Below are 20,230 nucleotides of genomic sequence, written 5' to 3'. Positions count from 1 at the left end.
CTGCCTCTTTAGTAGCGTAAAAGAAGACGGCGAAACACCGTGTGGGGCGTGCGGTTATCTTCACGCTTTCAAGATGCCCCTCCGTATGCCCTTCCGTTCCTTGCGCCCTCTGCGCGCCGCTCTGCTGGCAACCCTGCTTACTCTGTCACTAAGTCACTCATTCAGCGCCCAGGCCCAGGCGCCCAAAACCTACTCGTCGTCCGAGATTCTGCTGGGGCTGAAGAAGCTGAATGTGCTGGGCTCGGTGCTCTACATTGCCGCTCACCCCGACGACGAAAACACCCGCCTCATTGCCTACATGGCCAACGGCCGCCTGCTGGAAACCGGCTACCTCAGCTGCACCCGCGGCGACGGGGGGCAGAACCTCATCGGCCCGGAGCTGCGCGAACAACTCGGCGTAATTAGAACCCAAGAACTGCTGGCGGCTCGGCGCATTGATGGGGGTAGGCAGTTCTTTACCCGCGCCAATGACTTCGGTTTCAGCAAAACCCCCGACGAAACCTTCACCATCTGGGACAAGGAGCAGGTGCTGTCCGATATGGTGTGGGTGATCCGGCAGCGCCGGCCCGATGTGCTCATCACCCGCTTCCCGCCCGATAGCCGGGCCGGCCACGGCCACCACACCGCCTCCGCCATTCTGGCCGCCGAGGCCTTCGATGCCGCCGGCGACCCCAAGCGCTTCCCGGAGCAGCTGAAATACGTGCAGGTGTGGCAACCCAAGCGCCTGTTCTGGAACACCGGCTCCTTCTTCGTAAAGCCCGGCGAAAACATGGACGGCTACCTGAAAGTGGATGCCGGTGCCTACAACCCCCTACTGGGCCAGAGCTACGGCGAAATTGCCGCCCGCAGCCGCTCCCAGCACAAAAGTCAGGGCTTCGGCTCCGCGGCCCAGCGCGGCGAGGCCCTGGAGTATCTGCAATACGTGAAAGGCGACAAGGTTAAGTCCGACCCCTTCGAGGGCATTGATATGAGCTGGAATCGGGTACCCGGCGGCGCGGCCGTGGGCAAGCTGATAGACGAGGTTATCCGGAAGTACGACCCCAGCAACCCCAGCGCCAGCGTGGCGGGGTTGCTGAAGGTGCAGGAAATGATTACCCAAACCTTCCAGAAAGCAGCAAGCGCTTATCAAAGCAAGGAAATGCTCAACAATGAAGTTTTGGATAATGCGCGGCGTGAGTTGTCAACTACGGAGTTCTGGTTCAGATCTAAAACTGAACAAATAGATGAATTGATATATGCTTGCTTAGGCCTAAGCCTGTCAGCAGTAGTGCAGGAAACTACCATACCCCCAGGTAATGAGGTTCACTTAACAGTTGAGGCATTAAACCGATCTTCTGTTCCTGTGAAGTTGAGATGGCTTAAGCCAACTGCCTTTAATGATGATGAGATATCTACTTCTTTATTATTGAATAAACGATTACCGGCTACTATCAACGAACAGCTGTCGACTAACAAACCTTTTATTAAGCAACTGACCTATGTCATCCCAGCTAAGTACTCGGTTTCACAGCCTTATTGGTTGCGTGAAATAGGCACGACCGGAATGTACAAAATACCTCGTGTAATAGAGGACGCGACCCTAACTAGTGACTTACATGGTTCTATCCAAATTGAAGGAACTAGAGTATTAGGTGAACCGGAAAACTTTCCGGTGGCGGACGTAGCTTTTGAAATAGAAGTGGCTGGGGTTCCAATCATCTATAGTAAGCCACTTCAATACAAAAGCACCGACCCGGTAGAAGGGGAGAAATACCGCCCGCTAGTAGTGGTGCCGCCCGTGGCGGTGAACATCGGCGGGCGCGCCTACGTCTTTGCTGACAACCAACCCAAAACCATTCCCGTGACCTTGCGCGCCGGTAAGGCCGGTGTGAAAGGCGCCGTGGCGCTGACATTGCCGCAAGGCTGGAAATCGGAGCCGGCGAGCTTCAACTTTGACCTCGCCAGCAAAGACGCCGAGCAAACCGTGCAGTTCCGGGTGCAGCCGGGGGTAGGGGCTAAGGAGGGCAAAACCGAGCTGCGGGCCGTGGCTACCGTGGACGGGCAAACATATTCGCGCGGCTACCAGGCCATCGAGTACAACCACATCCCAACCCAGGTGCTCTTCCCCGAAGCCGTGGCCCCGCTGGTGAAGCTGGACCTCAAACGCAAGGGTCAGGAAATCGGCTACCTCATGGGAGCCGGCGACGAGGTGCCCGATGCCCTGCGCCAGATTGGCTACACCGTCACCCTGCTCAAGCCCGAGGACCTCACCGACCAAAACCTGCGCCGCTTCGATGCCGTGGTGCTGGGCGTGCGGGCCTATAACACTGTAGACCGCCTCAAGACTGTGCAGCCCACTCTGCTCCGCTATGTGGAAAACGGCGGTAACCTGGTGGTGCAGTATGTGGTGAACCGTGGCACCGTTCTGCCCCAAATCGGCCCCTACCCCCTCACGCTGTCCTCAGACCGCGTGACGGTAGAAAACGCGGCTGTTACCTTCCTGAACCCCCAGCAACCGTTGCTGAACTCGCCCAACAAGATAACTGCCAAGGACTTTGAAGGCTGGGTGCAGGAGCAGGGCCTCTACTACCCCTCCCAATGGGACCCCAAGTACCAGACCGTTATCAGTTCCGCGGACCCCGGCGAGAAAGCCAAGGAAAGCGCCATTCTGGTAGCCAAATACGGCAAAGGCAACTACATCTATACCGGCCTGAGCCTGTTCCGGGAGCTGCCCGCCGGCGTGCCCGGCGCCTACCGCCTGCTCACTAACATGGTGTCATTGGGCAAGTAGGGAGCTAGGATAGATAACAATCATCTGTCATCCTGAGCGAAGCGAAGGACCTCTACCGTGAGCAATTCTTGCGGCAACGAAGCGGTAGAGGTCCTTCGCTCCGCTCAGGATGACAGCAGTGAGAGCCGCCCAAGCAGTATTGCCGTGACTATTTATTTCTACTTCCGTCTGCTGCTGAAAGGCTTAGTGGTGCTAGTTCCGCTTACTTTGCTTTGCATCTTTGTGGTAGATGAGCCGTTGGCCCGGCTAGTGCACGAGCACGGGGCGCCATTGCAGCCTTTCTTTGACGCCGTGATGACTATTGCCGACGGCATCGGGGACTTTATGCGCGAGTCAGCAGGGCTGGGAGTGCCGCTGCCGTGGCTTTTGCTGCTGGTGCTGTTCGGGGTGGCGCGCTTCCGCCGCTGGCCCCACTGCACCATCTGGCTGGTGGTGCTGCTGACCATGGTGGGTAGCGAGGTGGTAGGGAATTGGCTAAAGCTATATTTTAACCGGCCCCGCCCGCTGGCTATACTAACTTACCAGATGCCCAATGCCGATTTCTGGCAGCCGGTAGGCCGTTTCGATGCCTTTCCGTCCGGGCACACGGCCTGGGTGGCGGGCCTGCTGCTACCCCTGGCCCTGCGGTTCCCGAAGGTGCGACCCTGGCTGCTGGCCTGCATCGGGTTGGTGGCCATGGGGAGGGTAGGGCTGGAAGTGCACTGGCTCAGCGACGTAGTAGCATCGGTGTGCCTGGCTCTGGTGCTTACCTGCGGCATTGAAATGGCTACCTGGTGGCTGCGGCCGAAAGGTACTTTTTCCGGGGCACCTAGCGTTCCTGCTGCCGCCTGAGTTCCTATCTTGCGTCTCTCACCTTGCGCTAGCTGTTTCTTCCGTGTCATCATCCGCTACTACCCCCGTCCCCGCTCCAGAGTCTAAGCCGCCTTTGCTACCCTCGTGGCGGGCCTGGTACGCGCTGGTACTGGCCGCGTTAGTGGTGGAGGTCGGCCTGTTCGTGTACCTGACGCGGCTGTTCGCATGAGTGGGCTCGATTGGCTGATTCTGGGCGGCACGCTCCTGTTTATTGTGGGCTACGGTACCTGGCGCACCCGCCGCGCCGGCGACACCCTGGATGGCTACCTGCTTGGGGGGCGGCAGGCCTCGTGGTGGGGCATTGGGCTGAGCATTATGGCCACCCAGGCCTCAGCCATTACCTTCCTGAGTACCCCCGGCCAGGCCTACGACGACGGCATGCGGTTTATTCAGTTCTACTTTGGCTTGCCCATCGCCATGGTACTGATTGCCGTGTTTGCCGTACCTATTTACCACCGGCTGCGCGTGTTTACAGCCTACGAGTATCTGGAAGGCCGTTTTGATAGGCGCACGCGCACCTTCGCGGCCCTGCTGTTTTTGGTGCAGCGCGGCCTCAGCAACGGCCTTTCGCTCTACGCCCCGGCCCTGGTGCTGTCGGCCATCCTGGGCTGGAACATTCACCTGACGGTGTGGCTCTTGGGCGGAGTGATGATTGCCTACACCGTATCGGGTGGCACGCGAGCCGTAATGGTGACGCAGCAGGGACAGGTGCTGGTAATTTTCGTGGGGCTGTTGGTGGCGGGCTACCTGCTGGTGCATTACCTACCGGCCGGGGTCGGCTTTACGGATGCCATGCGCCTGGCTGGCCACCAGGGCAAGCTCAACCTCGTCGATTTTCACTTCGACCCCAAGGACCGGTATAACTTCTGGTCGGGCATGACGGGGGGCTTGTTTCTGGCGTTGTCCTATTTCGGCACCGATCAAAGCCAAGTGCAGCGCTACCTCACCGGCCGCGACATTACCGAGAGTCGTCTGGGCCTGCTGATGAACGGACTGCTGAAAATCCCGATGCAGTTCGGAATTCTGCTGCTGGGCGTGCTCTTGTTCGTGTTCTATCAGTTCAACCTCGCCCCGCTTACCTTCAACCGGCCCGTGTACATTCAGGTGGCCCACTCCGAGCAGTACGGCCCCGCCCTGCGCGAGCTGGAGCGCGAACACGCTACCGTATTTGAGGCCCGCCGCCACGCTACCGGCCAGCTGGTAGCGGCCCTGCAAACAGGCAACGCCGAAGCTGCGGCTGCCGCTCAAACCCATGTTCAAGCTACCCAGGCTGCTACCCAGGGCCTGCGCCAGCAGGCCCAGAAGCTACTGAAACAAGCCGTGCCCGCCACCGAGGCCAAGGACACCGACTACGTCTTCCTGACCTTCGTGCTGAACTACCTCCCCCAGGGCCTGGTAGGTTTGCTGATTGCGGTGGTGCTCAGCGCCGCTTTAGGTTCGGCCGCGGCTGGCCTGAATGCTTTGGCTTCCACTACTGTGGTGGACTTGTATAAACCCGGTCAGCCCGATTACCCTGAAGCGCACTATGTGAAAGCCTCGCGGGTAGCGGCCGTAGCTTGGGGTGTACTCGGCATCGGCTTTGCCACCTTTGCCGCCCGCCTCGAAAACCTGATTCAGGCCGTGAACATCCTGGGCTCGTTATTTTACGGCACCATTCTCGGGATTTTCATGGTAGCGTTTTTCATGAAGTCGGTGGGCGGAAAGGCCGTGTTCTGGTCCGCGGTGGTAGCGCAAACCATCGTGCTGATTATGTTTTTCGCCACGGATATTGGCTACCTCTGGTACAACATCCTGGGGTGTGGCGTGGTAGTGCTGGGTAGCCTGTTTGGGCGAGGAAGTAAAACAGCTCCTACTACCTAAGTATCACAAGCAGAAGTGTGAGCAGCAAAAAGCCCTTGATTTCGACTGAAATCAAGGGCTTCTCTATTCTTTGGGCAGGATGCAGCTTACAGCTTGCCGGCTTTCTTGGCTTCCAGAATCAGGTCGTCGTTCATTTTCACGTAGTCGGCGTTTTTAGCGTCGAGGGCCAGCTTGCGCGACTGTTCGGCGGCCGTCACGGTGCCTTTGTAGTCCTTCAGCTTCATCCGGAGCTTGGCTTCCGTGTGCACGTTCCAGAACTTGGGGTCAGTGGCGTTGGCCTTTTGTAGCCACTCCAGCGCCTGCTTGGCGTCCTTGTTGCTGTCGTAGTAGTACACGGCAGCAGCGGCCAGGTCGTTGGCCGAGGGGCTGGCGTTCTTATTCACCTTCTCCTCAATCTGGGCCATTACTTTGGCGTCCACATCGGAGGTAATTTTGAACTTGGCGCCGGTCAGCTCCCACTGCATGTCCACGCTGGCCGTGGCCGGGGTGATGTCGGCGAAGTTAATGGTGAAGGTTTCCACCTTAGAGGCCAGCTTGTAGGGCTTGATGGTGAAGCGGGCTACGTCCTCATCATCCTTGAAGCCATCCACGTTGGCGCCCATCTTGGTGCTTTTGTTCAGCACTACAATCCATTCGGTTTTATTGGGAATGGTGTAAATGCCGTACTCCCCAGCCGGAATTTTCTTGCCTTCTACCATCACATCATCCGAGAACTTGATGGCGGTAGTGGCGTTGGCACCCGTGCGCCAGCGCTTGCTGAACGGTACCAGCCCGCCAAACGCGGTGCGGCCCTTCAGGCTGGGGCGCGAATACGTGATAGTGACGTCGGTGAGGCCCACGCGCTGCTGCACAGTGCTTTTGGGGCTGGCTTGAGGCGTGCTGATCTGGGCTTCGGCGGCCGAGGCCAACAGCAGGCCGCTTACCAGCAGCGTAGCGCCCAGGGTGCGCGACGAAGACTTCAGGAAAGTCGAGGTAATCATAGGGTGAACAAGCAAAGTGAGAGAGACTAGATGCTGCGGTAAAAATAGCTAAAACCAGCACATAGCTCAGAAATTTAGCCGAATGCTAAACCAAGACCTCTGTTCTCAGATGCGCTGCTGCGGTATCTGGTGAGTAGCAAGCAGTTGCTCCACGGCGTCGGGGGTAGCGGGAGCCTGCAGGCGACGCATATCCAGGTAGTAACAGGCGGCTTCGGTGGGGTAGAGCAGCAGCCAGTGGGGCCGCACCCACACGGCCCGCCGGATCAGGCTCCACTTACCAGAAAACTGCCCCAGCGCGCTACGGCCCCTGATTTCGGTATCGGTGAGGGTAAAATCGGTGGGCTGGTGGGCGGCCGTGTTCTTGGCGTACCCCCGGCGCAGTTGGTAGCGTACCAGCCCAAAGCGCAACAGCGCGTACCCTACTGCTACCGCCAGAAAAACCAGGGAAGAGGACTGAGGCAGCCGGCCGCTCTGGTACACCTTCAGCCCCAGGCTCATGCTCAGCAGCGCAATGGCCGCGCCCAGAATCCAGTGGTTGAGGCGGGTGCGGGTGCGGGCGCGCCAAAGCCGAAAATTCACGGCCACAAATTCATCGGCGGAGAGCTGCACGCTGGATAGAACGATGGGGGTTGGCTTCATCAGGAGGCGAAGGTAGGGGCGGGCCCGCTTACTTCCTGTTTGCCAATCAAAGCCAGCACATCTACGGCCGTATAGGGGGCTGGCACTTGCCGCAAATCCAGGTAGTAGCAAAAGTCGGGGCCAGGGTAGAGCAGGAGCCAGTCGCCTACCTGCTGCACGCGGGTCAGGTTGGGCCAGCGCAGCCGCTGCCAGCCCTGGAGCCACTGCACAGCAAGGCCTGCCTCTGCTACCCGAAACCCCAGCGGCTGCGGCCGCCGCTGATATTGCAGGAAAGCCCGGCGGTATTCCCACCACTGGTACAACAGCCCCAGCGCAGTAAACACGCTGAACACCAGAAGGTATCCGACTCCGCCGGCGGGCTCGAACCAGATAAAATACCCCGCAGCCCCGGCCAGCACGCCCAGCCACAACCGCACCTTGCGTTTCCACGGGTCGGAGGTAGCTGGCTTCTGCTGGTTGGCCAACTCCGGGTAGCGCTGCCGTTGCTGCGTCTGGTGAATTAGCTGGTACTCTTGAAACGTAGGAGGGGTAGCAGGGAGGCTAATTATAGGGGTATTGTCTCCCATTTATATATAGCTCTGTTCTGGGCTCAAGGTTAGTTAAGAGGTTATACAGTCGAAAGATTGATATGTCCATAGGACGCTTAAAGCATATAAAAGATACAGCATCACGGGCTTGCTGATCCATTCGTTCCGCAGTATACCATTCTCTATCACTCCAAAAAATATATCTGCTACCTCATCGGCCAACAAAGCATTTCCCTTCATAACAACAGTAATACGAGTTGTAGACATATGATTGTGTGTATACAGAGTTGTCAAATATAAAAAACGGGCGACGCACTATGCGCCGCCCGTTTCAAGTAGTTCGTCTAAATCCACACCTTACGTTAGCTCAAACTGCAGCTTGAGCAGGTTGGCATAGAGGCCGTTTTCGTCGTTGCTGAGTTGCTCGTGGGTGCCTTGCTCCGCGATGCGGCCACCCTCAATCACCAGAATCTTATCCACCTTGCGTATGGTGCTGAGGCGGTGGGCAATGATGATGCTGGTACGGTTTTGCATAAGCTCGTCCATGGCCTGCTGCACCAGTTTCTCGCTTTCCGAGTCGAGGGCGGAGGTAGCTTCGTCGAGGAGCAGGATGGCGGGGTTTTTCAGGATGGCGCGGGCAATGGCAATGCGCTGGCGCTGTCCGCCCGAGAGCTTAATGCCTCGCTCGCCTACTACCGTATCCAGCCCCTCAGGGAACGACTGAATGAACTGCCAGGCATTGGCCCGGCGGGCGGCATCGACAATATCAGCCTCCGGCGCGCCGGGGCGGCCGTAGAGAATGTTTTCCCGGATGGTACCGCCAAACAACATCGTTTCCTGGGGCACAATGCCGATGTGCTGGCGCAACTCTGTTAGGTCCAGGGTGTTGATGTCGCGACCATCCACGCTGATGCTACCCCCACTGAGCGGGTACAGGTGCATGAGTAGCTGTACAATGGTGCTTTTACCGGCTCCCGATGGGCCCACCAATGCCACTTTCTCGCCCGCTTCAATGTGGAAGCTGATGTCTTTGAGCACGGCCAGATCGGGGCGGGTAGGGTAGCGGAACTGCACGTTCTCGTAGCGAATGTCGCCGTACACCTGCAGGGGAGTTGCGCTAGCTGGTCGGGCCTGATGAACCGGCTCCGATTCCTCATCCAGGATTTCCAGAATGCGCTCCGAAGCGCCGAGGCTGCTCTGAATCTTGCCGTACATCTCGCCCAGGCCGCCTACCGAGGCCCCAATAAACATCGTGTACAGAATAAACGACACTAGGTCGCCCATGTCCAGGTGGCGCGGGTCAGCTTTGGGTAGTTCTACGTAGGTAGCGCCGCGCCAGAGTACCAGAAAAATGCCACCGAAGATGGCCACGATAATGAACGACACAAACGCGCCGCGGTAAATGCTCGATTTCAGGGCGAACTGCACGGTACGGTCCAGGCCGGCCGCGTAGCGGCTTACCTCGTGCTGCTCACTGGTGTAGGCTTTCACGGAGTTAATGCCTTGCATTGTTTCCTCCACTACCACGTTGGTTTTGGCTAGCTCATCCTGGGTTTGCTTGGAGAATTTGCGGATGCTGCGCCCAAACAGAAAGGCCAGCAACACCAGAGGCGGAAACGTAGCCAGCATAAACAGCGAGAGGCGCCACGACTCCCACATGATAAAAGCCACGCCAGCCAGCAGCGTCAGGATCTGGCGCATAAACTCGGCCAGGGTCAGAGTAAACGTATCCTGAATGTTGGCTACATCAGAGGTTAGGCGGGAGGTGATTTCGCCTACCCGGCGCTGCTCAAAAAACGGAATGGGCAGCGTTACCAGCTTTTGGTAGAGCGTGCGGCGAATGTCGCGCACCGTAAACTCACTAACCCGCGAAAAAAAGAAAATCCGCCCGAAGGAGAACAGACCTTGCACCAGCACTACCCCAAACAACAGCAGAGCCACGCCCGTGATGGTGCGGGGCAGGTAGGGCGGCAGGTTGGTTGTTTGGTGATTGGCGATATTAACCAGATAGCCCAGCATTTTGGGCATCACCATGGTGGAAACGCTACTAAGCAGCAGTAGCAGCAGGCCCGCAATAAATGGGCCCTTGTACGGCAACACAAAGCGGAAAATCCGCAATCCACGTTGAAAATTCTCTTTCGTAAGCTTGACCTTGGGGGCATCAGCCTCCGTTTGGCCACTGGTATTCATTCCGCTTCTGGCTGCCATTTTTTTATAGAAGCGAGAAGTGAGCGGTAGAAAGCGCAAGCAAGAGGTGAGAAGTAGGAATCCGGCTGGTTTCGCGGCTGATTCTTACTTCTCACCTCTTGCTCTTTTACTTTTGGTTGCTCACTTCTCCATCAGTTCATTATTCAAATTTAGGTTTCCCCTGCTCCACCTTCAGGTCTTCGGAGTTGCCGAAGGGGATGGGCAGGCGCACCTGGGTAGCAACGGGCTGACCTTTGCGGGTAGCAGGTTTCCAGGCCGGCATCTGGCCCAGCACGCGGAGAGCCTCCGTATCGCACTCCGGCGAAAGGGGCTGTACCACGGAAGGGTTAGTCAAATGACCATCGGCTTCCACCGTAAAGGTCATGACCACGCTGCCGCTGATTTGCTTGACGCTGGCTGCTTCCGGATACTTTAAGTTTTGCTGAAAAAACGTGTTCAGACCCTGCGCTCCGCCCGGAAACTGGGGCGGCGCATCGGGCCGGTTGGGCGCGGGCTTGGGTTGGGCCTGCATGCGGCCAGGCTTCAGCTCAATGGGTTGCTTGGCCGGCATAGCGCCAGCCGTAGTTTGCGCCTGGGCCCCGCCCGCGGCCAAAGCTACGAGCAGGAAGATGAAGAACAGATGTTTCATAGAGTTTGGTAGGGTAGAGAGCTGAAGCAGTAATAGAGTAGGGCCTAGCACCCGCCATCTAAACCCGCCAAGGAATAGCGTGCTCAGATAACAAAGGTGCATTACGCTCCTGACTACTCACTGCGGAACGCAAAGGTACGCTCCCCTAAACAACCCCTACGCAACAGGGTTCAATTCCAGGTTGCGAGGACGCGAAATTGCCAGCAGCCCCAGGAAGGTAAGCAACCCGTTCAGAATCAGAATTTCAAACCCAAACTCATAGCCCCACCAGTCTTTCGAGTTGGCATTGATAAACCACGTCAGCAGCGGCGCCACCACGCACACGGGGAGCACCAACTTATCGTGCAGGCCGCGGCTGGTGAAAATGCCGAACGAGTAGAGCCCTAGCAGCGGCCCGTAGGTGTAGCCCGCCGCCTTAAACACCGAGGTAATCACGCTCTGGTCGTTGATGGCCCGGAAAATCAGGATGATAACGATGAGCACCAGGGAGAAACCGAAGTGGGTGGCCTGACGGATGCGTTTCTGCTGGGCCTCGGGGTAGCGGCTAATAACCAGCATATCCACGCAGAAGGAAGTGGTCAGGGCGGTCAGGGCCGAGTCGGCGGAGGCGTAGGTTACAGCAATAATGCCCAGGATGAACACAATGCCCGCAAATAGGGAGAAGTGGTTGGTGGCCAGCAGCGGAAACACATTGTCGCCGATGACTTTGCCAGTAGCCGGGTTGGTAGGCAGGCTGATACCTTTGGCTGCCGCGAACTGGTAGAGCAGCACGCCCAGCGAAAGAAAGAACACATTCACTACCACAATGGCCAGGGTAAACCAGAACATGTTTTTCTGGGCGTCCTGCAGGTTGCGGCAGCTCAGGTTCTTCTGCATCAAATCCTGGTCGAGGCCGGTCATTACGATGGTAATGAAGGCCCCGGAGGCAAACTGTTTCCAGAAAAACTTGTCGTCCTTGGGGTCGGAGAAGTAAATCTGCGACATGGAGCTTTCCTTGACCGTTTTCACCAAGCCGGCAAAGCCCAGATTCAGCTCGTCGGCCATCAGGTAGATGCTCACACCCACGCACACCAGCATGGCCAAGGTCTGGAAAGTATCGGTCCAGAGAATGGTTTTGAGACCTCCGCGGAACGTGTAGAGATAAATCAGGAAGATGCTGACCGTTACGGTAACCGCAAACGGCACCCCCAACTGATCAAACACGGCAAACTGCAGCACGCCAGCCACCAGAAACAGCCGAAACGCCGCCCCCACAGCCCGGGAAATCAGGAAGAACAAAGCCCCGGTTTTGTAGCTCCAGAAACCAAACCGCTGCTCCAGGTAGGTATAGATGCTCACCAAACGCATGCGGTAGTACAGCGGCATGAGCACCGTACCGATGACGAGGTAGCCCACAATGTAGCCCAGCACCACGGCCATGTAGCTCCAGCTCTGCCCCGCCACCATGCCCGGAATGGAAATAAACGTTACCCCCGACAGCGACGTGCCAATCATGGCGAAGGCCACCATGTACCAGGGCGCGTTGCGGTTGGCAATGAAAAACGATTCGCTGGTTGCCTTTCGGGAGGTGAGGTAGGCAATAATGATGAGAACAACGAAGTAGCCTGCAATTAGGCTCAGCACGAGGGTAGGAGACATGGAGGATCAGTTGCCGGTTGTCAGCGTGCCGGTTGCCAGTATGCTACAGCGCAAACCGACAAGTGGCAGCCACATCAATTGAAAACAGATTTCAAAGCTACCAACAACCAGTCAACAATGGCGCATACTCGTGCGTAATGCCCCAACAGACACTTGGCAGCTCAGAACTGGCAACTAAGTTTACTCCCAGTCTTGCCAGTGCAGCACTTCCCCCACGGCCGGTACGTGTAGCTCCCCGCGCAGCATTTTGCCGTTGGCTACCATTTGCAGCTCCCGAATGGGTTCAGAAGCAGGCTCGTCGGAAAGGTCGAAGGTGCCGTAGTGCATGGGTACCAGGTGGCCGGCCCGCAGTAGGTTAGCCGCTTTGGCCGCTTCGTGCGGGTTTACATGGCTCATCTGCATCATGTAGGGCGGCTTGTAGGCCCCAATGGGCAATAGCACCACATCCAAGGGACCAAACTGCTTTTCAATGGCCTCGAAGTGGTCGGCCATCGATGTGTCGCCCATAAAGTAGAAAGTTCGGCCATCAGGCAGGCGTAGCAGGAAGGAGCCCCAGAGCACAGTATTCAGGTCGAAGAGGCCGCGGCGGTGCCAGTGTGAGGCGGGCAGGTAAAACAGCTCGAACGGTGCATTGGGGCCTAAGTCGAACTGCTGCCACCAGCCGGCTTCCTGCACCGGCAGCGTGCGGGCCATACCGCGCACCAGCCCGGCCATACCCAGGGGCCCGAACGCCCGCAACTGCGGATTCTGGCGGGCCAGTAGCTTGATGGATTTTTCGTCGAGATGGTCGCGGTGACCGTGGCTGAGCAGCAGGTAGTCGAGGTTCGTCAGGTCCTCGGGGCGGCAGGGCAAGGGGTGACGGTGGCGCAACCCCAGGGACGAAAACAGCACCGGATCAAATAGGATGGTTTTGCCGCTGACGCGCAGCAGAAAGCAGGCGTGGCCGAGCCACACTAAGCCATCTTCTTGGCTGTGCAGGAAGGGCGTGCAGTCTACCACCTCCGGCACCCAGGTATCGGCCTTTTTTTCTTCCTTCTGTGGGTTTTCGCTCAGCTGCCATTTGATAACGGTGCCGAAATTGGGCTCGTACAGCTCCTCGCCGTTGCAGTACTCGGCCCCTATCATTTTGTTGCCAGGGTAGTTGGGCTTGATGGTGGCCAGTTGCGGGTTGCGGACGAAGCGAGGGGTAGGGGCCATGCGCGGCGGGAAGAATAGAAAAGTAGGTAGTCAAAGAAACAACAAAGCCCCGGAAGATTCCCGAGGCTTTGACAAGTTCTAACAGAAGAATAGTTGGTTACCAGTACCCGCCCGGTCCGTACAGCGGCGAATAGGCTCCAGGGTAGGCCGTGGCACCGTTGCTCACCCGCACCCCACCCGACACCGAGAAGTTCTCGGTGATGTGGTAGTCGGCGCGCAGGTTCACGCCGGAGCCTAAATTGCCCCCAAAACTAGCATAGGGGTTCACCTGAAAACCGGAGGTAGGCGTCAGGTCTTTCCACGCCGAGCCCGTCAGGGTCACGCGCGGTGACAAGGCATACTGGCCACCACCCTGGATGAGGTAGCGGTTCTGGGCCGTAGCCCCGAAGCGGCCCGCTTCACCAAAGGGCAGGTACGCTGCCCCCGGCGTCACGCGCATGTAGGTAACGCCTCCAAATACCGAGAAACGGTTGGTAACCGGCACGGAAACCGTAGGGCTGAGGTAGGTGGCTGAGCCGTAGCGGCCCGCAAACATGGCCCCGGCGTTGAGGCTGTAGGAGGGTTTCAGGCCGAGGCGGGGGGTAGGCGCGGGCTGTTCCGGTGCCTGAACTTGGGCCTGAACAGCGCCGGCCAACAATAAGCCGCAGGCAAGAAGGGAAAAGAATCGGAGCATAGGAGGGCGGCCGGAGCCGTTGGGTGAACCGGCATCTAAGGTACGAAACGCCACGCGGCCCGTTACCGTGCCCGGACCGGAAAAAACTGCCACCTTCACCGCCGTTTTACCTTGCTACCCTATGTCTGACTATCAATCCTATCAGCGGTTTGCCTCCGTGGAAGCGGCTCAACCTCTGCTCCAGTTGCTGCACGAGCACGACATTCCCTACGAAACCGTCTTCGATCAGCCGCGCATCGATCCGTCGTTTGCCTTTAACCCTACCAGCACCTACTTCGTGGTGCAGCTGCGGCCCGAAGACTTTGAGCGGGCCCACGCCCTGGAACTGGCAGCCAGCGACGAGCTAACCGCCAATGCCCCCGCTGACCATTATCTGTTCAACTTCACCGATGATGAGCTGCTCGACATCCTGCTGAAGCCCGACGAGTGGAATAGCTTCGATGTGGCCCTGGCCCGCCGCATCTTGCGCCAGCGCGGCCACGACGTTAGCCCGGCCCTCACGGAACGGCTGCGGCAGCAACGCATTCAGGACCTAGCCCAGCCCGAGCCCCGCCAAAAGGCCTGGGTGGTATTTGGCTACGTAACGGCCTTGCTGGGCGGTGTCATTGCCCTGTTTATCGGCTGGCACCTGTACTCGCATAAAAAGCAACTGCCCGATGGCCGGCAGGTGTATGGTTTCCTCCCTCAGGACCGTGCCCATGGCCTGCGCATTCTGGCGCTGGGTGTAGTGAGTTTTCTGCTGGTGCTGGCCTGGCGCTTTTACACGGGCCAGTAATCTGGCAAGCTCCGCGCTACCCCTTGCCGGAGGCTAAACCGAAATCTGTACTTTAGACGCATCAACTGTATTTTTCTACTCTCTTACTTTATCTACTTCATGGAAGAATTTGTACCCGAGCAGCAAGAGGAAGTGCAGCCGGTTTTGCACATCAGCGCCGAAGAGGCAGCCCGCATTCAGGGCACGTTTATGCAGCAAGTGTACGGCTGGATGGCCGGAGCCCTGACCCTTACGGGTGGAGTAGCCATGCTCGTTAGCTCCGTGCCCGAACTAGTGGAAGTGGTGGTGGGCAACCGCTTGGTTTTCTTTGGGCTGTTGCTGCTGGAAATGTTTGTGGTGGGCTATATCTCCAGCCGCGCCTTTGACATGTCGGCCTCGTCCATCACGGGCGCTTTTACTGCCTACTCGGCCCTGAATGGCATTACTCTGAGCGTGATTTTCCTGGTTTTCACCGCCGACTCTATTGCCTCCACTTTCTTCGTAACGGGCGGGACGTTCGCCGTGATGAGCCTCTACGGCTACTTCACGCGCACCAACCTAGCTCATTGGGGCAATGTGCTGATGATGGGGCTGGTAGGGCTTATCATTGCTTCGGTGGTGAATATGTTCTGGCTGAACTCGGTGCTGTACACCATCACCTCGTTTATCGGGGTCATCCTTTTTATGGCGCTAACCGCGTACGATACGCAAAAGCTGAAAGCCCTAGCCTTCGTGGGCCTGGAAGATGAGGACACGGACCGCAAAGCCGCCGTGCTAGGTGCCCTTACCCTCTACCTCGACTTCATTAATCTGTTCCTCTTTCTACTGCGCATTTTCGGCCGTCGTCGTTAATAGCCGAGCAAAGAAGGCCCAGAAACAACAACCCCCTGCCTCGCAGCTGCAAGGCAGGGGGTTGTTGTTTCTGAAAGGGGTAGGAGGTTACCGCTTCGTTTTCGCTTGGGCCTTGCTACCTAGCCAAGCTTCCCGAAATTTCTTTTGGTCTTTGGTGAGCGAGCGGCTGGCCTGTTCGTAGGGCAGAACTTCCAAGTCAGAGTTTTCCTGGAGGGTAACCGGCACGGTGCGCACCCCGTCGCGGGCGCGGGCTTCCACCTGAATGATGTCGCCGGGTTTGTGAGCCGCTAGGAGCTTTTGCACTTCCTTGGCATTGGTGGGCTTATGGCCATCCATCTTCAGCACTACATCTTCCCGGTCGAGGCCGGCGAGGTAGAAGGGGCTACCCAGCAGGGTAGTGCCCAAGGTGGCGCTGCTGTCAGGATTGAACTGCAGGCGGGCTTCCAGCGTGGCCTGGCCCGCGTGTGCCCGCCGCACGAGCAACCCAGCCGGTGCCAGGAGTTGCTCGTAGTTATGCGCCTCGTGGCCGGTAATGTGCTGGCGGAAAAACTGGCCGGCAAAGGTGGTATCCTTGGTTACCTGGCCCAGCACCCGCTGCAAGTCGCGGAGGGTGTAGGGCTTGGCGGGGGCGTAGTTCTGCTGCTGGCCGTGCTCTTTCCAGAGGGCGCGCATATACGTGTCGAGGTCGGTTTTGAAGCGCTGGCGCAACTGCAGATCCAGGGCCAAGGCATTGCCCGCCCCAATGTAATAGTAGCTCAGATAGGTGTTCGAGCGGTTGTTGGGGTCGATGGCGGCGGCGGCATCCACGAAAGGCGCCTGCTGGCTCATATACACCGGCGAGTAGCGCTTGGGGCCGGGCATGGTCAGCATGGCATCTACCACTCCGCTAAGTGCTTCCTGGCAGTACTGCTCATCGGTGAATATCCCGGCGCGGCGCAGCAGCAGGTCGCCGTAGTATTGGGTAAAGCCCTCGGCAAACCATAAGTTGCTGCTCATGTTGGCGCGCTGAAAGTCGAAGGGCTCCAAATCCTGAGGGCGAAGGCGCTCCACGTTCCAGCTATGAAAAAACTCGTGCGAGACGGTGCCCAGGTTATCGATGGCGCCGGGGCCGCGCAGGGGGCGGCTGCTAGTGAGGCTGGTGGAGTTGCGGTGCTCCATCCCGTCGGAACTAGTCTGAGGCAGGTAGTTGGCCACGAAGGTGTAGCGCCCGAAGTCGTAGTCGGGCAGGCCGCCGAAGATGGCGGCGGCCTCTTTCACAATCTTCTTGGTTTGCTCGGTGTAAGCGTCCAGCTCGGCGGGCGTGCCGTCGTGCAGCACCTGCAGCTCAATGGTTTTGCCCTGTTCCTGCCAGGTGCGCACCTGCTGCGGGCCCAGGGAGGTAGGCGAATCCATAAGGTACTGCAAATTGGGCGCGTACCAGGTGGCACCGCCCGCATCGGGCCGCAGCTGGGAGGCTACCGTCCAGCCCTGGGGTAGGGCAAACTTCACCTCGGCCGGGCGCTGTTCTAGGCCTTGGGCGTAAGCCAGGGTAGCGGGAATGTTCAGGTGGGCGTGGCGGGCATCGATGCCGACGTAAGTCCCATCAGTCCGGTCGCCGAACAGGGTGTAGGTGAATGTTACGGCACCATCGTGGCCGCTGACGGTCCAGCCGTAAGGGTCCGATTTTACCACCGACAGCGGTTTCCCTTTGGAGTCCGTGGCCTGCACGTCGTACACATTCTTAGCGAATTCGTGGAGTGCGTAGCGGCCAGGCGAGGAGCGGGCCATACGCACCTGCAAGGGGCCCACCGGCAGCTCCCGGAATGTGGCCGTGATGCGCGCTTCATGGTGCACGGCGTTCGGGAAGGAAAGATTGTACTGAACCGGGGCCTGGGCCTGCGCGGTTCGGGCCAGCGTGAGGGGTAGGGCCAGCAGCAAAAGCGCGGCGGTTTTCCGCAGGATCATACGCAGAGAAATGGAAAGGAAATAGAAAGGAAACGCTAACCTAACATGTCTTCAGCAGAGCTGACAGCATTAGAAGCAGAAACTGGGAAAGACAGATGATTTAACCTCCTGCAACGGCGCTACCGCCACACGCTGGCCTTTATCATACCTCCGAAAAACCGGCCGACCGGTGCCGCCGATAAGCCTTGCCGCATGAGTTCTGGCTCTATAGGAGGCCGCTGCCGCGCGCCAATACCGGTGGTGAGACCAAAAAACCAATACATCAGCCGCAGCAACAGCGCATGCCACCAGCGCTGAGGCACAGCAAAATCAGCCAGAAGCCAGACACCGCCTGGCGCCAGCGCTGCGTGCAGCCGCCGAACCAATAGCCGCAACCGATGCGGCTCGAACAGATCTAGAAAGAAAAAGGTCACTACCGCTTCAAACTGCTCATTGGCCCGCAAATCCGCTTCTGTTCCCAGCCTGAATTCCACTTGGCCGGTATGTTGGGGTAGGTGCCGGGACAGCCAAGCCTGGCTGTGGTGCAGCATTTGGGGCGAGGCTTCCAAGTACAGCACCCGCGCGCCGGGCTGTCGCCGTAGTACCTCGCCCAGCACCCAGCCCGTGCCGCCCCCGATAATGAGCACGCGGCCCTCTTCTGCGGGCAAACCTGTCGCCAGCGCGGCCTGTTGAGCCCGCTGCAGGCTGCGCCCATACACTAGCCGGGCCAATGGGTCGTAGAAGGAGGCCACGAAATCGAAGCCGGAATCAGGAAGACGAGGCATAGGCAAAGCTAACAGGGTAGGAGGTAGCATCGACAAATTACCGGCCGCGTCGTATCAGGAGCTATGACGACGACGTTGCGCCGGTTGCTGGCCGGTATTACCCTTTTTGTAACTGAATTTGCTATTACCCTAATTCTGGGCACGCTGGGCGTTGTGCTGTTCTTGGCTCTGAGCCGGGAAGTGTTCGACCAAGATGCGGCCACGTTTGATGCCGCCGCTTTTCGCTGGTCGCGGCAGGTACTGGGCCCCAGCCGCCAGCAATGGGTAGAGGCCATTACGTTTCTGGCCTCGCGTAATTTTATTTCCGCGGCGGCCTTACTGCTGATCGGCTGGTTTTTAGTAGCGAAGCAGCACCGTTGGTATTCCCTGCTGGTGCCAGTGGTGGCTCTGGGTAGCATCACCTTAAACTTGGTGCTCAAGCAGCTGTATCATCGGCCGCGCCCGTTGCTGCCGCTTACTTCGGCGTCGGGCCTGAGCTTTCCTAGCGGGCACGCCATGATATCGGCTTCTTTTTATGGCCTGCTTATCTACCTCGTCTGGACGCACCAGCGGCGGCCAGCTGTACGCTACCCCCTGGTGGTCGGATTACTGCTACTGATCCTGCTCATCGGCCTAACGCGGGTGTACCTGCGAGTGCATTACGCAACCGATGTGCTGGCCGGCTTCACGGCGGGGGTAGGCTGGCTGATTGTGGCAATTCCGCTACTGAAACAATTAGAAATAGTGGTAAAAAAACGATTCAAAAATCAACTGCAATCAACTGAAAAACAGCCTACATAGCGCAGAATCGAAGCTTTTTGAGAAATATTTTATCGGTTTTTTTGTTCGAAAACTTGACTCGGTCCGAAAAAGCCCCCTATCTTTGCAGCATCAAATGACAACCACCACGGCGGTCAGATGATAAAAGAGCTGCGCTTGTGGCGAAATTGGTAGACGCGCTGTCTTCAGGCGGCAGTTCCGAAAGGTGTGAGAGTTCGAGTCTCTCCGAGCGCACGAAAGCCGATCCAGAAATGGGTCGGCTTTTTTGTTTTATCACTGGTTTGCGCTGATAAATTTGATTTCGCTGATTTTCGTAAGGCCTTCGGGGAAGATCAGAAATCGTAAAGTCACAGGAAAGCAAACTTCAATGATTTTCGCAGGACTTTCCAGTGGGGGCAAGGTACCGCTCGGCTCTCCTACCCCTGGCTAAACAAGTAACCCCATCAGCCTATCGTCCCGATGATGAAGTCTTTCGCCGGCCGCTTACTTGCCCTGTTTAGCTTGCTGACGCTGGAAGTAGCTTTGGTGGGAGGTGTCTTTTTGCTGTCGGCCCTACTGTTCTTTTACCTTACACGGGTAGTGTTTGTGCAGCGCTCCGCAGGGTTCGATGAATGGGCTTTTGGGCAAATGGATGTGCTACGCGCCACCTGGCCTAGCCTAACTACTTTAGTCTATGGCCTGACGTTTTTTGCTTCTTTGCCTTTTCTGGTGGGGGCGGGGGTAGGGATACCTGTTGTGTTGCGGATACTTGGACACAAGCGTGAGGGGCTGGAAATATTTCTGGCCGTAGCCGGGGCTGCTCTGCTAAACCAAATTCTCAAAACCCATTTCCAGCGCGTGCGGCCTTCTTCGGCGCTTATTTTTCAGCAGGGCCTGAGTTTCCCCAGCGGCCACGCCATGATCGGGCTGGCCCTTTACGGCTGCTTAGCCTGGCTGCTTTGGCGGCACCGGCGTCATCCCCTCTGGGCCTTTTTATTGCTACTGTTTGCCCTGCTCATCGGCCTGACGCGGGTATATCTGCACGTGCACTATGCTACCGATGTGCTAGCTGGCTTCGCGGCTGGGCTCTTCTGGTTGATTCTGTTGCGCACCGCCCTGCGGCTCTGGTGGCGGGAGAGTAGCGAGATTGTAGAAGGTAAAGCGTAACAGGTATCACACCTTTTGTCACCTGTTACGATTCACTAC

18 protein-coding genes and 1 tRNA gene are annotated in these 20,230 nt (G+C 57.9%); 9 read left to right on the top strand and 10 right to left on the bottom strand.

Annotation, left to right across the window (positions count from 1 at the left end):
* Nucleotides 1-85 precede the first annotated feature (85 nt).
* The 4 genes from DNI29_RS18845 to DNI29_RS18835 are packed head-to-tail and all read left to right on the top strand — an operon-like array spanning nucleotide 86 to nucleotide 5,482.
* Complete coding sequence (locus DNI29_RS18845; protein ID WP_110979678.1) at nucleotides 86-2,770, top strand: PIG-L family deacetylase; 2,685 nt, start codon at nucleotides 86-88, stop codon at nucleotides 2,768-2,770.
* A 57-nt stretch (nucleotides 2,771-2,827) separates the two neighbouring features.
* The gene (locus tag DNI29_RS18840) at nucleotides 2,828-3,601 is read left to right on the top strand and encodes a phosphatase PAP2 family protein (RefSeq protein ID WP_110979677.1); all 774 of its coding nucleotides are present in this window, start codon (nucleotides 2,828-2,830) and stop codon (nucleotides 3,599-3,601) included.
* Between the two features lie 43 nt (nucleotides 3,602-3,644).
* Complete coding sequence (locus DNI29_RS24550) at nucleotides 3,645-3,791, top strand: hypothetical protein (protein WP_162303659.1); 147 nt, start codon at nucleotides 3,645-3,647, stop codon at nucleotides 3,789-3,791.
* On the top strand, nucleotides 3,788-5,482 hold the full coding sequence (locus DNI29_RS18835) for a sodium:solute symporter family protein (RefSeq protein WP_110979676.1): 1,695 nt from the start codon (nucleotides 3,788-3,790) through the stop codon (nucleotides 5,480-5,482). Before DNI29_RS24550 ends, DNI29_RS18835 begins: the two co-directional genes overlap by 4 nt.
* Nucleotides 5,483-5,568: 86 nt before the next feature.
* Here DNI29_RS18835 and DNI29_RS18830 read toward each other — a convergent pair whose 3' ends face one another.
* The 8 genes from DNI29_RS18830 to DNI29_RS18795 all read right to left on the bottom strand — a co-directional run bounded on the left by DNI29_RS18830 (nucleotide 5,569) and on the right by DNI29_RS18795 (nucleotide 13,972).
* Nucleotides 5,569-6,462, bottom strand: coding sequence for a DUF2911 domain-containing protein (locus DNI29_RS18830; RefSeq protein ID WP_110979675.1), 894 nt, complete (start codon nucleotides 6,460-6,462; stop codon nucleotides 5,569-5,571).
* A 105-nt stretch (nucleotides 6,463-6,567) separates the two neighbouring features.
* Nucleotides 6,568-7,101 carry a hypothetical protein gene (locus DNI29_RS18825; RefSeq protein ID WP_110979674.1) on the bottom strand — a complete coding sequence of 178 codons (534 nt, stop codon included), beginning with the start codon at nucleotides 7,099-7,101 and terminating at the stop codon, nucleotides 6,568-6,570.
* On the bottom strand, nucleotides 7,101-7,667 hold the full coding sequence (locus DNI29_RS18820) for a hypothetical protein (RefSeq protein ID WP_110979673.1): 567 nt from the start codon (nucleotides 7,665-7,667) through the stop codon (nucleotides 7,101-7,103). Before DNI29_RS18820 ends, DNI29_RS18825 begins: the two co-directional genes overlap by 1 nt.
* Before the next feature lie 318 nt (nucleotides 7,668-7,985).
* Nucleotides 7,986-9,818, bottom strand: coding sequence for an ABC transporter ATP-binding protein (locus tag DNI29_RS18815; RefSeq protein ID WP_110979672.1), 1,833 nt, complete (start codon nucleotides 9,816-9,818; stop codon nucleotides 7,986-7,988).
* A gap of 157 nt (nucleotides 9,819-9,975) precedes the next feature.
* Complete coding sequence (locus tag DNI29_RS18810; protein WP_162303658.1) at nucleotides 9,976-10,464, bottom strand: energy transducer TonB; 489 nt, start codon at nucleotides 10,462-10,464, stop codon at nucleotides 9,976-9,978.
* Between the two features lie 156 nt (nucleotides 10,465-10,620).
* Complete coding sequence (locus tag DNI29_RS18805; protein ID WP_110979670.1) at nucleotides 10,621-12,102, bottom strand: sodium:solute symporter; 1,482 nt, start codon at nucleotides 12,100-12,102, stop codon at nucleotides 10,621-10,623.
* A 180-nt stretch (nucleotides 12,103-12,282) separates the two neighbouring features.
* Nucleotides 12,283-13,299, bottom strand: a complete 1,017-nt coding sequence (locus DNI29_RS18800; protein ID WP_110979669.1) for an MBL fold metallo-hydrolase — start codon at nucleotides 13,297-13,299, stop codon at nucleotides 12,283-12,285.
* A gap of 97 nt (nucleotides 13,300-13,396) precedes the next feature.
* Entirely contained in the window at nucleotides 13,397-13,972 is a 576-nt protein-coding gene (locus DNI29_RS18795) for a hypothetical protein (RefSeq protein ID WP_123823320.1), read from the bottom strand.
* Between the two features lie 121 nt (nucleotides 13,973-14,093).
* On the opposite strand from DNI29_RS18795, the gene DNI29_RS18790 reads away from it, so the two are divergent.
* Both DNI29_RS18790 and DNI29_RS18785 read left to right on the top strand, forming a co-directional pair.
* Nucleotides 14,094-14,747, top strand: coding sequence for a hypothetical protein (locus tag DNI29_RS18790; RefSeq protein ID WP_110979667.1), 654 nt, complete (start codon nucleotides 14,094-14,096; stop codon nucleotides 14,745-14,747).
* Nucleotides 14,748-14,846: 99 nt separating this feature from the next.
* Entirely contained in the window at nucleotides 14,847-15,578 is a 732-nt protein-coding gene (locus tag DNI29_RS18785) for a Bax inhibitor-1/YccA family protein (protein WP_110979666.1), read from the top strand.
* A gap of 87 nt (nucleotides 15,579-15,665) precedes the next feature.
* Here the strand turns inward: DNI29_RS18785 and DNI29_RS18780 are convergent, their stop codons facing one another.
* Both DNI29_RS18780 and DNI29_RS18775 read right to left on the bottom strand, forming a co-directional pair.
* Nucleotides 15,666-17,522, bottom strand: coding sequence for a M61 family metallopeptidase (locus DNI29_RS18780; protein WP_110979665.1), 1,857 nt, complete (start codon nucleotides 17,520-17,522; stop codon nucleotides 15,666-15,668).
* 119 nt (nucleotides 17,523-17,641) lie between these two features.
* Nucleotides 17,642-18,286 carry a class I SAM-dependent methyltransferase gene (locus DNI29_RS18775; protein ID WP_162303657.1) on the bottom strand — a complete coding sequence of 215 codons (645 nt, stop codon included), beginning with the start codon at nucleotides 18,284-18,286 and terminating at the stop codon, nucleotides 17,642-17,644.
* A gap of 63 nt (nucleotides 18,287-18,349) precedes the next feature.
* Between DNI29_RS18775 and DNI29_RS18770 the strand changes: the two genes are divergently transcribed.
* The 3 genes from DNI29_RS18770 to DNI29_RS18760 all read left to right on the top strand — a co-directional run bounded on the left by DNI29_RS18770 (nucleotide 18,350) and on the right by DNI29_RS18760 (nucleotide 20,191).
* Nucleotides 18,350-19,066 (top strand): phosphatase PAP2 family protein, encoded by a 717-nt coding sequence (locus tag DNI29_RS18770; RefSeq protein WP_110979663.1) that lies wholly within the window; start codon nucleotides 18,350-18,352, stop codon nucleotides 19,064-19,066.
* A 131-nt stretch (nucleotides 19,067-19,197) separates the two neighbouring features.
* Nucleotides 19,198-19,279: transfer RNA gene (locus tag DNI29_RS18765), tRNA-Leu, on the top strand.
* A gap of 225 nt (nucleotides 19,280-19,504) precedes the next feature.
* Complete coding sequence (locus DNI29_RS18760; protein ID WP_110979662.1) at nucleotides 19,505-20,191, top strand: phosphatase PAP2 family protein; 687 nt, start codon at nucleotides 19,505-19,507, stop codon at nucleotides 20,189-20,191.
* Nucleotides 20,192-20,230: the final 39 nt, after the last annotated feature.

It is taken from the genome of Hymenobacter sediminis, assembly GCF_003231285.1.
Classification (GTDB): domain Bacteria; phylum Bacteroidota; class Bacteroidia; order Cytophagales; family Hymenobacteraceae; genus Hymenobacter; species Hymenobacter sediminis.
Note: the sequence above shows the minus strand (reverse complement) of the source record. Positions and strands in the feature narration are given on the sequence as shown.

Excerpts from the sequence above, each read along its gene's own strand:
- DNI29_RS18795 (WP_123823320.1), bottom strand. The coding sequence starts at position 13,972 with ATGCTCCGATTCTTTTCCCTTCTTGCCTGCGGCTTATTGTTGGCCGGC.
- DNI29_RS18835 (WP_110979676.1), top strand. The coding sequence starts at position 3,788 with ATGAGTGGGCTCGATTGGCTGATTCTGGGCGGCACGCTCCTGTTTATT.
- DNI29_RS18770 (WP_110979663.1), top strand. The coding sequence starts at position 18,350 with ATGACGACGACGTTGCGCCGGTTGCTGGCCGGTATTACCCTTTTTGTA.
- DNI29_RS18830 (WP_110979675.1), bottom strand. The coding sequence starts at position 6,462 with ATGATTACCTCGACTTTCCTGAAGTCTTCGTCGCGCACCCTGGGCGCT.
- DNI29_RS18825 (WP_110979674.1), bottom strand. The coding sequence starts at position 7,101 with ATGAAGCCAACCCCCATCGTTCTATCCAGCGTGCAGCTCTCCGCCGAT.
- DNI29_RS18775 (WP_162303657.1), bottom strand. The coding sequence starts at position 18,286 with ATGCCTCGTCTTCCTGATTCCGGCTTCGATTTCGTGGCCTCCTTCTAC.
- DNI29_RS18790 (WP_110979667.1), top strand. The coding sequence starts at position 14,094 with ATGTCTGACTATCAATCCTATCAGCGGTTTGCCTCCGTGGAAGCGGCT.
- DNI29_RS18780 (WP_110979665.1), bottom strand. The coding sequence starts at position 17,522 with ATGATCCTGCGGAAAACCGCCGCGCTTTTGCTGCTGGCCCTACCCCTC.
- DNI29_RS18805 (WP_110979670.1), bottom strand. The coding sequence starts at position 12,102 with ATGTCTCCTACCCTCGTGCTGAGCCTAATTGCAGGCTACTTCGTTGTT.
- DNI29_RS18845 (WP_110979678.1), top strand. The coding sequence starts at position 86 with ATGCCCTTCCGTTCCTTGCGCCCTCTGCGCGCCGCTCTGCTGGCAACC.
- DNI29_RS18810 (WP_162303658.1), bottom strand. The coding sequence starts at position 10,464 with ATGAAACATCTGTTCTTCATCTTCCTGCTCGTAGCTTTGGCCGCGGGC.
- DNI29_RS18815 (WP_110979672.1), bottom strand. The coding sequence starts at position 9,818 with ATGAATACCAGTGGCCAAACGGAGGCTGATGCCCCCAAGGTCAAGCTT.
- DNI29_RS18800 (WP_110979669.1), bottom strand. The coding sequence starts at position 13,299 with ATGGCCCCTACCCCTCGCTTCGTCCGCAACCCGCAACTGGCCACCATC.
- DNI29_RS18820 (WP_110979673.1), bottom strand. The coding sequence starts at position 7,667 with ATGGGAGACAATACCCCTATAATTAGCCTCCCTGCTACCCCTCCTACG.
- DNI29_RS18760 (WP_110979662.1), top strand. The coding sequence starts at position 19,505 with ATGATGAAGTCTTTCGCCGGCCGCTTACTTGCCCTGTTTAGCTTGCTG.
- DNI29_RS18785 (WP_110979666.1), top strand. The coding sequence starts at position 14,847 with ATGGAAGAATTTGTACCCGAGCAGCAAGAGGAAGTGCAGCCGGTTTTG.